This window comes from Segatella copri, assembly GCF_026015625.1.
Lineage (GTDB): Bacteria > Bacteroidota > Bacteroidia > Bacteroidales > Bacteroidaceae > Prevotella > Prevotella copri_H.
In genome coordinates this window covers 480,230-496,322 of sequence record NZ_JAPDVG010000001.1, presented here as the reverse complement: position 1 = coordinate 496,322, position 16,093 = coordinate 480,230, and the positions used below count along the sequence as shown (strand labels likewise).

The 16,093-nt window shown below is 47.3% G+C and carries 10 protein-coding genes and 1 pseudogene; 5 read left to right on the top strand and 6 right to left on the bottom strand.

All coding sequences use genetic code 11. The features are described 5' to 3' along the window. Positions 1-56: 56 nt before the first annotated feature. Positions 57-1,520: a DUF1846 domain-containing protein gene (locus ONT19_RS02190; RefSeq protein WP_264952396.1), complete on the bottom strand. Its 1,464-nt coding sequence runs from the start codon at positions 1,518-1,520 to the stop codon at positions 57-59. 198 nt (positions 1,521-1,718) lie between these two features. Here ONT19_RS02190 and ONT19_RS02185 point away from each other — a divergent pair, with 198 nt between their 5' ends. Next, the gene (locus ONT19_RS02185; protein ID WP_022120665.1) at positions 1,719-3,002 is read left to right on the top strand and encodes an O-acetylhomoserine aminocarboxypropyltransferase/cysteine synthase family protein; all 1,284 of its coding nucleotides are present in this window, start codon (positions 1,719-1,721) and stop codon (positions 3,000-3,002) included. Positions 3,003-3,055: 53 nt separating this feature from the next. Continuing rightward, on the top strand, positions 3,056-5,218 hold the full coding sequence (locus ONT19_RS02180; RefSeq protein ID WP_264952397.1) for a S9 family peptidase: 2,163 nt from the start codon (positions 3,056-3,058) through the stop codon (positions 5,216-5,218). Positions 5,219-5,281: 63 nt separating this feature from the next. On the opposite strand, the gene ONT19_RS02175 is transcribed toward ONT19_RS02180, so the two are convergent. Further along, on the bottom strand, positions 5,282-6,808 hold the full coding sequence (locus ONT19_RS02175; RefSeq protein WP_264952398.1) for a peptide MFS transporter: 1,527 nt from the start codon (positions 6,806-6,808) through the stop codon (positions 5,282-5,284). 302 nt (positions 6,809-7,110) lie between these two features. Here ONT19_RS02175 and ONT19_RS02170 point away from each other — a divergent pair, with 302 nt between their 5' ends. Then, the gene (locus ONT19_RS02170; RefSeq protein ID WP_006847025.1) at positions 7,111-7,986 is read left to right on the top strand and encodes a sigma-70 family RNA polymerase sigma factor; all 876 of its coding nucleotides are present in this window, start codon (positions 7,111-7,113) and stop codon (positions 7,984-7,986) included. A gap of 167 nt (positions 7,987-8,153) precedes the next feature. On the opposite strand, the gene ONT19_RS02165 is transcribed toward ONT19_RS02170, so the two are convergent. The 4 genes from ONT19_RS02165 to ONT19_RS02150 form a co-directional block, all read right to left on the bottom strand. Beyond that, a complete protein-coding gene (locus ONT19_RS02165) occupies positions 8,154-8,828 on the bottom strand; it encodes a hypothetical protein (RefSeq protein WP_264952399.1) in 675 nt (224 codons plus the stop codon). Positions 8,829-8,870: 42 nt separating this feature from the next. Next, a complete protein-coding gene (locus ONT19_RS02160; RefSeq protein WP_264952400.1) occupies positions 8,871-10,247 on the bottom strand; it encodes an MFS transporter in 1,377 nt (458 codons plus the stop codon). A 63-nt stretch (positions 10,248-10,310) separates the two neighbouring features. Next, positions 10,311-11,072, bottom strand: a complete 762-nt coding sequence (locus ONT19_RS02155) for a porin family protein (RefSeq protein ID WP_118190313.1) — start codon at positions 11,070-11,072, stop codon at positions 10,311-10,313. Positions 11,073-11,113: 41 nt separating this feature from the next. Further along, complete coding sequence (locus ONT19_RS02150) at positions 11,114-12,508, bottom strand: PBP1 and LysM peptidoglycan-binding domain-containing protein (protein ID WP_264952401.1); 1,395 nt, start codon at positions 12,506-12,508, stop codon at positions 11,114-11,116. A gap of 239 nt (positions 12,509-12,747) precedes the next feature. Here ONT19_RS02150 and ONT19_RS02145 point away from each other — a divergent pair. Then, a pseudogene (locus tag ONT19_RS02145) lies at positions 12,748-13,056 on the top strand (T9SS C-terminal target domain-containing protein); the annotation flags it as partial. 27 nt (positions 13,057-13,083) lie between these two features. After that, on the top strand, positions 13,084-15,924 hold the full coding sequence (uvrA, locus tag ONT19_RS02140; RefSeq protein WP_264952402.1) for an excinuclease ABC subunit UvrA: 2,841 nt from the start codon (positions 13,084-13,086) through the stop codon (positions 15,922-15,924). Positions 15,925-16,093 lie beyond the last annotated feature (169 nt).

Here is a 16,093-nt window from a genome sequence, read left to right as displayed (position 1 = left end):
TTCGAGGGTATATTGTTTAAAGCAAATTTGCTTCTTCAATAGTATCCAACCCAAATTTACTTCTTCAATACCGGCTCGCAGGTGATATCCACACCGAGCTTCTTGAAGATTTTCTGGTCTACATCACTCAGCATCACGGTGCAATGAGCCTGACATCCGCGAAGCTTAGGCAACTGCTCCAATGCCTTCTTGCAGTTCTCATCATTCTCTGAAAGAACAGAAAGAGCTACCAAAACCTCATCCGTATGAAGACGAGGATTGTGACCACCGAGATAATTCACCTTGGTATGCTGGATAGGCTCAATCATCGACTGAGGAATCAGCTTCAATTCATGGTCGATGCCTGCCAACTGCTTGGTAACATTCAGGAGCAAGGCGGCACTACAGCCCAGCAACTCGCTGCTATGACCGCAGATAATGGTACCATCCTCCAACTCAATGGCAGAAGAGGTATGACCCGTCTCCTTCTTATGATTCTTGGCAGCTACCGTCACCTTGCGGTAATCAGTAGTAATCTTAGCCTGATTGAAGAGCATCTGAATCTTATTGATCTCATCTTCATTGCAAGCACCAGCCGCCAACTTGTTGGTAGCCGCATAGTAACGGCGGACAATCTCATTCTTGGATGCCTCGCAGCAAGCCTCATCATCAGAGATACAGAAACCTACCATGTTCACACCCATATCCGTAGGCGACTTGTATGGATTGCTACCATAGATACCCTCGAACAGCGCATTGAGCACAGGATAAATCTCTACATCACGGTTATAGTTGATGGCTATCTTGTTGTAAGCCTCCAGATGGAACGGGTCAATCATATTCACATCGTTCAGATCGGCAGTAGCAGCCTCGTATGCGATGTTCACAGGATGCTTCAATGGGAGATTCCACACAGGGAATGTCTCAAACTTGGCATAGCCGGCATGCACACCACGCTTGTTCTCATTATAAAGCTGACTCAGGCAAACCGCCATCTTACCGCTACCAGGACCCGGCGCAGTAACAATAACCAGCGGACGCTCTGTTTCAACATAATCGTTCTGACCGAAGCCCTCGTCAGAGGCAATCAGACTCACGTTATGAGGATAGCCCTCGATGAGATAATGGCAGTAAGTCTTGATGCCCTCGCGCTCCAGACGCTGTTTGAAGGCGATGGCGGCAGGCTGGCCATTATAATGAGTGATGACAACAGAACCCACCATGAAACCACGGTTTTGGAACTCACCACGAAGGCGCAACACGTCCTCATCGTATGTAATGCCCAAGTCGGCACGCTTCTTGTTCTTCTCTATATCGGCTGCACTAATCACGATAACAATCTCGATGCTATCGCTGATTTTCTGGAACATGCGCAGTTTGCTGTCAGGCTGGAAACCCGGCAAAACTCTGCTGGCATGATGATCGTCAAAAAGTTTACCGCCCAATTCGAGGTAAAGCTTTCCGTCAAACTGTGAGATTCTCTCCTTGATGTGTTCTGACTGAATCTTCAGATACTTCTCGTTATCAAAACCTATCTTCATACTACTTTAAATAAAACTATATCGCTATTATTTTGCAAATTTGACTGCAAAAGTACAAAAAAAACTGGCTATAGAACAATGTTTTACGCAAATTATTCTTAATTCTCAAGGATTTGCCGTATCTTTGCATCTTGCAATGGGCAGCATAACATGTCATATCGCAAAAACATGAAGTTTAAAAGAAAACATAACCGACAAATGAAAAAGAATTTACGTACCGCCTCTATCTGCGTGCAGGGAGGCTATGAGCCAAAGAACGGCGAACCGATTGAAGTGCCAATTTATCAAAGCACTACTTTCAAGTATGACAACTCTGAGGAGATGGCTATGCTCTTCGACCTGAAGAAGGAAGGCTACTTCTATACCCGTCTCCAGAACCCTACCAACGATGTTGTGGCTAAGAAGATTGCCGAACTCGAAGGTGGCGTGGGAGCCGTATTAACCAGCAGCGGTCAGGCTGCCAACTTCTATGCAGTATTCAACATCTGCGAAGCGGGCGACCATATCGTTACATCTAATGAGATTTATGGTGGTACCTTCAATCTCTTCGGCGTAACCCTGAAGAAACTCGGCATTGAGTGTACTTTCGTGAATCCGAACGATAGCGAAGAAGAAATCCAGAAGGCTTTCCGCCCTAACACCAAGGTTGTTTTCGGCGAAACCATCAGCAACCCGGGCTGCGCAGTACTCGACATCGAGAAGTTTGCACGCATTGCTCACAAGAATGGGGTGCCTCTCATCGTTGACAACACCTTCGCTACGCCTATCAACTGCCGCCCATTCGAATGGGGTGCCGACATCGTTACCCACAGTACCACCAAGTATATGGATGGTACCGCTTCACAGGTAGGTGGCGTTGTAGTAGACAGCGGCAACTTCGACTGGATGGCTCATGCTGATAAGTTCCCAGGTCTCTGCACACCGGATGACAGCTACCATGGTCTGACCTATGTGAAGGCTTTCGGCAAGATGGGTTACACCACCAAACTCGTAGCTCAGCTGATGCGCGATCTCGGCAGCATCCCTGCCCCAATGAATTCGTTCATCCTCAACCTCGGTCTTCAGAGTCTCCACCTCCGTATGCGCCAACATTGTGCAAATGCACAGAAGGTGGCAGAGTTCCTGCAGAACGATGAGCGTGTGGCTTGGGTTCATTATAGCGGTCTGGAGGGCGATGAGTATCATGCGCTTGCCCAGAAGTATATGCCAAACGGCACCTGCGGTGTTATTGCCTTCGGATTGAAGGGAGACCGCGAGACAGCCATCAAGTTTATGGATTCTCTCGACATGATCAACATCGTAACCCATGTAGCCGATGCCCGCACCTGTGTGCTCCATCCAGCCAGTCACACCCATCGCCAGCTCAGCGAAGAGCAGCTGAAGGAAGCAGGTGTTGCGCCAGATCTGATTCGCCTCTCTGTAGGTATCGAAGATGTAGAAGACATCCTCGATGATATCAAGCAGGCTTTGGATCAGATTTAAGACAAATAGGATACATAACAACAAAGCAACATTATAACAGTAAAATTAGAAACATGATTAAAGCTATGATTTTAGCTGCTGCGGCTCTCACGATGGGCACAGCAGCTGATGCACAGACTATGATTCAGAAAAATGACATCAAGGTAGAAAACCACCTGATGACTCCTGAGGCTCTCTGGGCAATGGGACGTATCGGTGGCGCCGAAGCTTCGCCTAACGGCAAGCAGGTTGTGTACCAGGTGGGTTACTACAGTGTAAAGGAGAACAAGGGTCATCAGATGCTCTTCATCATGGATGCCAACGGCAAGAACCAGAAGGCATTGACCACGGATGCAAAGAGCGAAACAGATGCTGCCTGGATTCAGGGCGGACAGAAGATTGCCTTCATCCGCGACGGACAGCTCTGGAGCATGAACCCTGACGGTACAGGCAGAAAGCAGCTCACCAACGACAAGTTGGGCATCCAGGGCTTCCGCTTCTCTCCTGACGGCAAGAAGGTGATTCTCATCAAGGAACTCCCTTACCACGGAACCATCAAGAAGAATCCTTCTGATCTTCCATTGGCTACCGGCCGTCTCGTAACTGATATGAACTATCGCCACTGGGACCACTACGTAGAGAGCCTTCTCCATCCTTTCGTGGCTGATGTGGCTGAAGACGGTACCATCAATGCCGGCGAAGACATCCTGAAGGATGAACCATTCGAGTGCCCTATGGCTCCATTCGGTGGTATCGAGCAGCTGGCATGGAGTCCGGATTCCAAGACCATCGCCTATACCTGCCGTAAGAAGGAGGGCGTTCAGTATGCCATCTCTACCGACTCTGATATCTACCTATATAATATAGGTACGCGCGAGACAAAGAACCTCTGCAAGGAGGCTGGCTATGTAGAGCCTAAGATTGATGCTACCAAGAGCATGAAGAACCAGGCTGTCAACGCTCCTGAGAATCTGAAGAACAATCCGGGTTACGACGTGAACCCTCAGTTCTCTGCTGACGGCAAGTACATCGCTTGGCAGAGCATGGCTCGCGATGGCTACGAGAGCGACCGCAACCGCCTCTGTGTTTACGAACTCGCTACCGGCAAGAAGAACTATGTATCAGAGAAGTTCGACTCTAACGTAGAGGGCTTCGTATGGAACAAGGACAACAAGAGCCTCAGCTTCATCGGTGTATGGCACGGAACCCTGAACCTCTATCAGGCTAACTTCAAGGGCGAAGTGAAGCAGATTACCAACGAGTGGGCTGACTACGGAAGCATCTCGCTTGCCAACAACGGCAACAAGCTTCTTGCTACCAAGGCTAGCATGAGTCATCCTACTGATATCTACATCGTAACTCCAGGCAAGGATGCCAAGAGTACCAAGGTAGAGCAGATTACCCGCGAGAACGACCATATTCTGAACCAGTTGAATCTGGGTAAGTGTGAGCAGCGCTGGGTAAAGACTACCGACGGCAAGCAGATGCTGGTATGGATCATGTTGCCATCTAATTTCGATGCCAACAAGAAGTATCCTACCCTTCTCTTCTGCGAGGGTGGTCCTCAGAGTCCGGTAAGCCAGTTCTGGAGCTACCGCTGGAACATCCAGATCATGGCAGCCAACGGCTATGTAGTCGTATTGCCAAACCGCCGCGGTCTCCCTGGTTTCGGAAGCGCATGGAACGAAGAGATTTCTGGCGACTGGACAGGCCAGTGCATGAACGATTATCTTTCAGCTATTGATGATGCTGCCAACAATCTTCCTTACGTAGACAAGGATCGTCTGGGTTGTGTAGGTGCCAGCTTCGGTGGTTTCTCAGTATACTATCTCGCCGGTCATCACAACAAGCGTTTCAAGGCATTCCTCTCTCACGATGGTGCTTTCAACCTGGAGAGCATGTACACCGATACAGAGGAGGCTTGGTTCTCTAACTGGGAATACGAGGATGCTTACTGGAACAAGGACCAGAGTGCCAACGCCAAGAAGACTTACGAGAACAGTCCTCATAAGTTTGTAGACAAGTGGGATACTCCAATCCTCTGCATCCACGGCGAAAAGGATTACCGTATCAATGCCAACCAGGGCATGGGCGCCTTCAATGCAGCCCGCATGCGTGGCATTCCAGCCGAGCTCCTCATCTATCCTGATGAGAACCACTGGGTATTGAAGCCACAGAACGGCGTGCTCTGGCAGCGCACCTTCTTCGGCTGGTTAGACAAGTGGTTGAAGAAATAACATATAAAAAGGCTTGCTTCGAAAAATGAAGCAAGCCTTTTTTATATATTATAATTCTAAGATTTAGCTTACGCGATTCAACTTCTTGATGATAGAGAAGATGAAGAGAGCTGAAACCAGACAAATACCTGCGAGAACACCCCAGATGGCAATGAGGTTGAAGTTCTGCCCCCACATGATGCCAGGAATCATAACCAACTGGTTACCGATGGCTGTTGCACCAAACCAGAGACCCATCATCAAACCAGCATACTTTGGAGGAGCTACCTTCGATACAAATGAAATACCGATTGGAGAAAGCAGAAGCTCTGCGAATGTAAGGATGAGGTATGTAGAGATGAGGAGGTTAGCACTTACACGTGTACCCTCTGTAGCAGGATCGCCCTGTGTCAAAGGAAGCTCCAAACCCATAGAACCTACAGCCATCCATACAAAACCGAGAGCTGCAACGAGCATACCCAAGCCAATCTTCTCTGGCGATGTAGGCTCCTTGCCAATCTTGTGAAGCCATGAGAACAAAGCAACGCTCACTGGTGTCAATGCCACTACATAGCATGGGTTGAACTGCTGGAAGATAGGAGCCTCAACATCTACGGCACCTTCAAGGTTGCTGTACTTGTAGAAGAGGAAAGCGATGGCAGCAACGATGACGCCAAGAGAGATGCCCTTACCCTTGCCAGTCTTGCTCTGTGCCAGACCGAAACAACCGTAAACCACGAAGATGCAGGCTACGAGGTTGGTAACATCGAACGCCATTGACTGCAGACCCTCTGAAGTCTTCTGTGTATAATCGCGGGCAAAGAGTGTCAATGTATTACCGTTCTGATGGAAAGCCATCCAGAAGAAGATAACCACAGCGAATACGAGACAGAGGCAGATGATGCGCTCCTTGGTCTCAGCCTTAGAAAGTTCATTTGTCTCCTTAGCAGAAGTCTTATCATCCTTACTCTTGGTCTCTGAAGCAAGAACATGCTTGTATGTAAAGCTGAAGGCATAATAGATAGCGATACTGAAAATCAGTGAAGCACAAGCCACGGCGAATGCGAAGTGGTATGAATCTTCCACCGACACGCTCAGGCTCTCCTGCGCCCACTTCATAATCTTGATGGCAGCAGTAGGAGCAAACATAGCACCGATGTTGATAGCCATATAGAAGAGCGAGAAACCGGAATCACGGTTGCTGGCATACTGTGGCTCGTCGTAGAGACGGCCTACCATCACCTGCAGATTACCTTTGAACAAGCCAGTACCCAAAGCGATGAGGATAAGTGAAATGCCCATGGCAGCAATGGCAACGGTGTCCTTGCCAAGAGGAAGTGAGAGAACAAGATAGCCGATGAACATGATGAAGATACCTGTTGTAACCATACGTCCAAAGCCAAACTTGTCGGCTGCGATACCACCGATGATAGGAAGGAAATAAACCATCATCAGGAATGTAGAGTAAATAGTACTTGCCAATCCGGTTTCAAAACCGAAGTTGGCCTGCAAATAAAGCAAGAATACAGCAAGCATGGTGTAATAGCCGAAACGCTCACCCGTGTTTGCCAAAGCTAAGGCCCACAGACCTTTTGGTTGATTCTCAAACATAATTTTTTGTTTTGTTGTTATTTTATTATTTAGTTATTCTTTTCTCGCAATTTTTGTGCAAAGATACATAAATTATTCCATATTTCAAACTTATTGCACCAAAAAGCGCACTTCACATAGCATTTTTCTACTAGGAACCGGCTAAAATTCTAAAAAACAGACAAATCAGATTAAAAAAATCCGTTTATATTACAACGTAATTGCATTTTTTTTCGTACCTTTGCACCCCGAAACCATGAGGAGGTTTCGGGATACACAAAAATACTTCAAAAAATTCTAAATAGAAAGGTAAAAGGATATTTATGAGACAACTTAAGATTAGTAAGAGTATAACCAACCGTTCCAGTGAAGCACTCGACAAGTACTTGGTGGAGATTGGTAGAGAGCCTATGGTCTCTATCGATGAAGAAATCGAACTTGCCCAGAAGATTCGCAAAGGCGGTCGTGAGGGAGAACGTGCCAAGGAGAAATTGGTAAAAGCAAACCTTCGTTTCGTTGTATCTGTTGCTAAGCAATATCAGCACCAAGGTCTTTCTCTTACCGACCTCATCGACGAGGGTAACATCGGTTTGGTAAAGGCTGCTGAAAAGTTTGACGAGACCCGCGGCTTTAAGTTTATCTCATACGCCGTATGGTGGATTCGTCAGAGCATCCTGCAGGCTATTGCCGAGCAGAGCCGTATCGTTCGCCTGCCTTTGAACCAGGTAGGTGCATTGAGTAAGATTAGTGCAGAAATCAGTAAGTTTGAGCAGGAGAACCAGCGCAAACCTTCTGTTGCTGAGCTCGCTCAAATCACAAAGATGGAAGAAAGCAAAATCGACCAGACTATCAAGGCAGATAATCACCACATGAGTATCGATGCTCCATTCGGTAGCGATGATGATGACAATGCGATGGTCGACGTGATGGCTTCGGGTGATGACAGCCGTACCGACAAGGGTGTTGACTTCGAGTCTATGGCGAGCGAGCTTGACCGCGTTCTCAACTCTGTATTGAAAGACCGTGAACGCAAGATTCTGTGCTACTGCTATGGTATCGGTTGCCACGAGAAGGGTTTGGAGGAAATCGGCAGCGAGTTCAACCTTACCCGTGAGCGTGTTCGCCAGATTCGCGAAAAGAGTATCATCAAGCTCCGTGATAGCGGTAAGATCAAAATCTTGATGAAGTACTTGGGATAAGTTAAGTGAAGAGTGAAGAATTCTTTTGCTTTTCTTCACTAGGTTTTGAAGACGAGAGAAAAATAGATAAAACCAAGTTGCTCATAGCAACGAAAGTAAAAAGGGGCAATCAGTTGGTTCATCCCAATCTGATTGTCCTTTCTCTATTAACTATAAACTGTTAACTATTAACTATTAACAAAGTTTCCAAACTTATCAATAAAGCCACTGGTACCTTCACGGGATGCTTCGAAGTAAGGATATTCATCACGCAAGCAAATTTCGTCGTAAAGGAAATCCGCCACTACCGTATCGTTACCATCCGGCATTACCAGTCCCATCTTGCCATTCTTCTCAGCTATTACCGGCATGATGCTCAAGTCATCATTATAAATGTAGCAGGTGCGCAAGAAATCATAAGTTGGCGAGAGTAAGATGTTGCCTTGATGATCTTTCATACCGAACTTTCCATCCTGCTCAAATACTTCATGATATTGAATGTATTTCGCCTTGATGCGCTGGTAATAGAAAACCATCTTGCGCTTATCGTTGACAAAATCCAGCATATACTGGAAGGTGTCACAATAGTTGGCTACCGAACGGACCAGAATCATCTTCAAGTCAAGACCATCCAATGCTTTTCTGTTCAGATCAATATACTTGGCTATCGCCTTCTCCTTCTCTGGTACAGAGAGGCTGGCTAGCCTTTCCTCAAATTTCAACATAGCTTGCTTGGTACCCGACATACCCTTGATATACCGGTGTATCTGTCTGCCCATCTCAGAACATACAAACTTGTCAATCTCCTGCTGCTCTATCGGGTCAGCATAGTCCTTAATCAATGATTCAGGTGTCGCATTCATGGTTATTTCCTTTCTTTTAAAAATTATACTTTCACTCTTCACTTATTTCACATTAGGCTTCTGCAATCCATATCCCTTTCTCTTATCTTCAAACAAGAGGAGGAAAGAGATGATAATAGCAATCACACCGAAGGCTGCAAAGATAGTCATCGTCTGGGTATAGTCGATAACACCATCAGTACCCGTGTTAGCCTGGTTCACCTTTCCAATCCATACTGGAATGAGAGCTAGTCCGATGTTCTGGATATAGAAGATAAGGGCGTATGCAGTTCCTAAGAGTTTCATTGGGATAATCTTTGGCACAGATGGCCACATGGCTGATGGTACCAGTCCAAATGCGATGCCCAGGATGAGCATCAGCACGATGGCAAGCACCCATGAGTTGATTGGCAGGGCAAACATGACGTGCACAAAGGTCAGGAGGCAACTGCCGATAATCATCAGCGTAGCACCCTTGCCATACTTATCGTATATACTACCGAAGAGCGGTGTGAGGAAGATGGTACCGAAAGGCAACATCGCAGGAATCAGGCCTGCCAAATTAGCATCCACACCATACTTGAAAATCATCAGTTTGGTGGCAAACTTCAGGAATGGGAATACACCGGCATAGAACATCAGGCAAAGGAATGCCACATACCAGAAACCTGTTGTCTTGAACAAACCGCCCAAGTCTGAAAACTTGAAACCTTCTTCCGGTTCTGTAGCTACAGCTGCTGCAGAAGCATCCTCCTTCTTGTCCATCACACAATAAACCAGATAAACCAGTACACCAGCGCAAAGCAATACTGCACCTAAAGCAACAGAAGCAGAAACACCGCCCATCGCCTTGGCAAAAGGAAGAGAAGCACTCAGAGCTGCAGCAGTTCCCAAACGAGCCGTAGCTACCTGTACACCCATTGCCAGAGCCAACTCATGGCCCGTAAACCACTTCACGATAACCTTGCTCACTGTGATACCGCATATCTCGCATCCTACACCATAGAAGGCAAAGCCAAGTGCAGCTATCACTACCTGTGTACTATAAGTACCGAAGAATGGTACAGCAACCATTCCGTCAAACTCATGACCTAAAGCATACCACTTCAACAAGGCTCCACCAAACATCAGGACGGTAGAAAGGATACCAGTGAAACGGATGCCAAACTTATCGAGGATAAGACCACCGAAGAAGAGAAGCAGGAGGAACACATTGAAGTATCCGTAAGCTCCAGAGAAGAAGCCGTACTCATCCGAATTCCATCCGAGTCCGAGACCATTCTCTGCTCCCTTGGCTGCTGTCAAGAGAGGCTCCAGTGGAGACATCACATCTGTAAAAAAGTAACCGAACATCATCGTGATACTCACGATGAGGAGGGCGGTCCAGCGAGCTGACTTAGAGTCGCTCAATTTCATCTGCATTTTTTCTGTTGTACTCATTTTTTTTCAAAACATAAATGATAAACCCGTTATCATTATTTATTATCAATTATTAATTATCATCTATTTCCGTTTCACGTTCTTCGTTCTGGTGATATCAAAGAGATAAGAGAGTTTCAGAACAATCTGTCCGTAGTTACTCTTTCCGAAATAATCACGCTTAGAAGCACCGTAGATATTTCCCAGACCATAGTAGTATCGGGCTTCGGCAAGGAAATGCCCCACCTTCGGAATACTGTATTCAGCACCCAGACCCAGGGCGATACCATAATCGAGCTTGTTCTTGACTGCCATCGTATCCTGAGCCACCACCGGACTTACACGGTTATTGTCGGTTGCCGGCATGTGCTCTACCGAGAAGTTGGTCTTCTGCGAATCACTCAGATAGAGACCAAACTGCGGACCGGCATTCACGAAGATATTCAGTCCTCTTGTCTCCCTACCCCATGCCAGATGCGCAAAGATTGGCACCTGAATATAGTTGATGGTACGCTTGTAAGCCATCGCCTCTTTGGTTTCGGTGATAATCACCGGATTATTCTCCATATCCAGGATATCCTCTTCCCATCCTGCCTGCGAATAGTTTACCTCGGCATAGATAGAACAGATGGTCTTGAAATATTTCTCACAGGTATATCTCATCGAGAAACCGCCCGTCAGTCCACCGTGCTGTTTCTGCTGTACCTCGGGTGTGAATCCTACGCTACTCATCATATAGCCCCCATTAAAACCGATGGCGAAATCATTACGATGCTCCCCTATCTGTGCCGAAACTGGAATTCCGAAGATGAGCATCAGAATCAGCAGCCCAATATTTCTATTCATTATCAACTATAAATTGTAAACTATAAATTGTAAACTATAAACTAGTACTTCACCGCCTCTATCTGATGATTAAAGGTATAGTGAATCAACTGGAAACTCTTGTTCTTGTATCCTCCTCTACTGGTCTTCTCGAAACGGAGTGGAGTCTGCACAGGCTGGTAAGTCATCTGCTGGCGCTCACCTGTAAAGTTCTTGCCATATCTCTTGACGCCCTGAATCAGATACATTCCGTGATCGAAACCGGTGATGGCGAATCTTGGCTGTGCCACCATCATAGGCTGATGGAACCATCGCTCATAACGGCTCTCAAGCGCCTTGGTCTGTGCTGAGTTCGGGTTATAATAGAAGGTGGAAGGGATATAAGTATCATACTTATAGAATCTTTCCAGATTATACTTGGCATACATCAGCCATTCAGTATAGCCGAAGAGCGAAATAGCTGCACCCGGATACTTCGCATCAAATTCGTCGAGTTTGTTCAATACCTGAGTCAACTGTGGCGAACGTCCCGTATTCAGGATAATCACATTCTGCTTGGAAGGCATGAAAGCCTTGGCAAACTGATCGATACTTGAATTCACATTGGTGATGCTATAATTGATTTTCCTGCGTTCCAGTTCCTTGCGCAGACCGAACGTAAAGTTGCCCTTTCTCGAAGTAGAATCATTGCAGTCTACAAAGATAGGATGCACATTGGTAAATCGGCTCAGGAATGCCTTGATGGTCGCATCATTCAGCGCATCATCGCTCTGATAAACCTGGAAAATCTCTTTGTTTCTTTCTACATCATCTCCGCTGATAGAGAACGGAATCACCATTTTGATGCCGTAGGTCTTGCAGAAGTTGGTCAGCGGAGCCACCTGCTTGGTATAAAGTGGACCAAAGATGATGTCACATTGGTTAGCACCCTCCTGCAAGAGTGTATTCCGGATATCAGCATCAATAGGAACGTTCCAGGCATGCACATCGATATCGGCGCCCTGCTGCTTCAGGGTTTCGCAAGCCAGCAGCAAACCGCGGTAATACTCCACCATTCGCTTGCCGTCGCCATCAACATTATGCAAAGGTAACATCACGCCTACCTTTACCGCATTTCTGGCAACAGCAGCCTTTGAGGTTGCCGGAGCTGTAGCAGTTTTCTGAACCGTTGCCCCATTCCCCGACTTCTGACCGTTCACCTGATTAGGATTCTTCTGGTCTTTGGTGTATGGAATAAAGAGCGTAGCTCCCTTCTGCAGCATGTATCCCTCACGCTTCATCTCCGGATTGGCATCCATCAGTTCAGGAAGGCTCAATCCATATTTGTTGGCGATACCAAAGATGGTATCTTTCTTCTTAACCGTGTAAATGTCGCGCCATTTTACAGTCTGCGCGCCAATGCTGACACTGAGCAGAAGCCCAACGAGCAGCAGGAAATATCTCATTTTTTGTCTCATATCACAAGATTTTTTTAACGATATCTTCAAATATTTCATGTTTTCATCTGCAAAAATACAAAAAATCTTGCATCTGACGCAATATCTCTCATCTTTTTATTATCTTTGCACAAATTATTTTAGAAATGAGACGAAAAATAGCATTACTTTGCATCATGTTGCCACTTTTGACGTGTCAATTACACGCTCAGGAAGTCAACGACGACGAGGAGGACAACACAGAAGAGACGACCAAGGTCAGTTCTCTTCTCATGCCGAATGCCTTCTCTCCAAATGGCGATGGCATCAACGACATCTACAAGCCCAAGGATGGTTACCGGAACATTGAGGAGTTCCACGCCTATATATATAATAGGTGGGGACAGAAACTCTATGAATGGACCGACCCTGCCACGGGATGGGATGGCACCTACCGCGGAAAACCGGTCAAGGAGGGTGTCTACTTCTGTCTCGTCAAGGCGAAGGGGGCAGATGGCGTGGTGTATAACATCAAACGTGATGTCAACCTGCTCAGAGGTTATACCGAAGAGCAGAACAGTAACTATTAGGCAAACAGCAATTAGCAGAATTGGAATATGAATTCAGAAGAAAAGATAAATGTATGGGGCGCACGGGTCCACAACCTCAAGAACATAGATGTGGAGATTCCGCGTGATTCCCTCACCGTGATTACCGGACTCTCGGGTTCGGGCAAGAGTTCACTGGCCTTCGACACCATCTTTGCCGAAGGTCAGCGCAGATATATCGAAACATTCTCTGCCTATGCCCGCAACTTCCTGGGTAATATGGAACGCCCGGATGTTGATAAGATTACGGGATTGAGTCCGGTCATCAGCATAGAACAGAAAACCACCAACAAGAATCCCCGCTCTACCGTGGGCACTACCACCGAGATTTACGACTATCTCCGTCTGCTCTATGCCCGCGCCGGTACTGCATACAGCTATCAGAGTGGCGAGGAGATGATGAAATATACCGAGGAACAGGTCATCGACATGATTCTCAGCGATTATAAGGGCAAGGCTATCTTCCTGCTCGCTCCCCTCGTACGCCAGCGCAAGGGTCATTATCGCGAACTCTTCGAAAGCATGCGCAGAAAGGGGTATCTCTACGTGCGACTCGACGGCAACATCCTCGAAATCGTTCCCAATATGAAAACCGACCGCTACAAGAACCACAATATAGAAGCTGTGGTCGATAAACTGGTGGTGAAGGAAGAAGATGAGGAACGTATCCGCAAGAGTGTGGCAACGGCTATGAAACAGGGCGACGGCATGGTAATGGTTCTTGAGAAAGGTGCCAAGGAGGCCAAGACATACTCCAAGCGTCTCATGGACCCTGTAACGGGTATTGCCTACCAGGATCCAGCTCCTAACATGTTCTCCTTCAACTCTCCCGAAGGTGCCTGTCCGCATTGCAAGGGCCTGGGAAAGGTGAACCAGATTGATATCAAGAAGGTAATTCCCGATGATAGACTCAGCATCCATGAAGGCGGCATCGCTCCGCTCGGAAAATACAAGAACCAGATGATTTTCTGGCAGATAGAATCATTGCTCAGCAAGTATGACCTCAACCTGAAGACACCTATCTGTGAGATTCCGGGCGATGCCATGCAGGAAATTCTTTATGGTTCGCTCGAAAACGTGAAGATAGAAAAGGAAAAGGTGCATACCTCTACCGACTATTTCTGCGCCTACGATGGCATCATCGACTACCTGCAGAAGGTGATGGAAGATGACGAGAGTGCGGCGGGCAAGAAATGGGCCGACCAGTTTATCTCTACCATCGAATGTCCTGAATGCCATGGTTTGCGACTCAAAAAGGAATCGCTCTCTTTCAAAATCTGGGATAAGAATATATCCGAAGTAGCCAGTCTTGACATCGATGAACTGCGCGATTGGCTCGAAGAAGTGGAACAGCATCTGCCTTCGATGAAAGCGAAGGTGGCTCATGAAATCATCAAGGAGTTGCGCTCACGCGTTACCTTCCTCCTCGATGTGGGACTCAATTATCTCTCGCTCAACCGCCAGTCGGCTTCTCTCTCGGGTGGCGAGAGCCAGCGCATCCGTCTGGCTACTCAGATTGGTAGCCAGCTGGTCAATGTACTCTATATCCTCGATGAGCCGAGCATCGGTCTGCACCAGCGCGACAACGAACGTCTGCTCAACAGTCTGAAGGAACTTCGCGACCTGGGCAATACCGTTATTGTGGTGGAGCACGATGAAGATATGATGCGGGCTGCCGACTGGATTGTAGATATCGGTCCGAAGGCGGGACGCAAGGGAGGTGAAGTTGTCTTCCAGGGCACTCCCCAGGAGATGCTCAAGACCGATACCATCACCGCCCAGTATCTCAACGGCAAGATGGCTATTGAGGTACCTGCCCTCCGCAGAGAAGGCAACGGCAAGCATATCACCATTCACGGAGCTACGGGCAACAACCTCAAGGGGGTGGATGTTGATTTTCCACTCGGCAAACTCATTGTCGTAACGGGTGTCAGCGGCTCAGGCAAATCTACTCTCATCAACGAGACCCTCCAGCCTATCCTCTCGCAGCATTTCTACCGTTCGCTCAAGAAACCGATGCCATACGAGAGCATCGAAGGTATCGAGAATATCGACAAGGTAGTGAATGTAGACCAGAGTCCTATTGGCAGAACGCCTCGCAGCAATCCAGCTACCTACACAGGCGTGTTCAGCGATATCCGCTCACTCTTCGTAGGACTTCCCGAAGCAAAGATCCGCGGTTACAAGCCGGGCAGATTCTCCTTCAATGTGAAAGGTGGAAGATGCGAGGAATGTAAGGGTAACGGATATAAGACCATCGAAATGAACTTCCTGCCGGATGTCTACGTACCTTGTGAGGTATGCCACGGCAAACGCTACAACCGCGAGACGCTGGAGGTAAGATACAAGGGAAAGAGCATCGCCGATGTTCTCGACATGACCATCAACCAGGCGGTAGATTTCTTCGAGAATGTTCCTCAGATACTGCAGAAGATCAAGGCATTACAGAATGTAGGACTCGGATACATCAGGTTAGGACAGAGTTCCACTACCCTCTCTGGCGGTGAAAGTCAGCGCGTAAAACTGGCTACCGAACTCTCGAAGCGTGATACGGGCAAGACGCTCTATATTCTCGATGAACCGACAACCGGTCTGCATTTCGAAGACATCCGCATCCTGATGGATGTACTCCAAAAACTGGTAGACCGTGGCAATACGGTCATTATCATCGAGCACAATCTCGATGTCATCAAACTCGCCGACTGGCTCATCGACATGGGTCCGGAAGGTGGACGAGGCGGCGGTCAGCTCCTCTTTGCCGGTACACCAGAAGAAATGGTGAAGCAGCAAAAGGGGTATACCTACAAGTTCCTCGCCCCTTTACTGAAAAAATCAGGGAAACCTGAATAAATCAGGATAGGAACGAAGGCTGTGACAGAAGAAAAAATTCCCCAACCTACTTTCTTAAGCGGGTTGGGGAATTTTTATTTCAGTATAGATATCAGTAACAACCATACTTGACATGGGATGGGCGTCCAAAAAGACTGCTACCCTTTCATCTTTACAAACATCAAAGGCC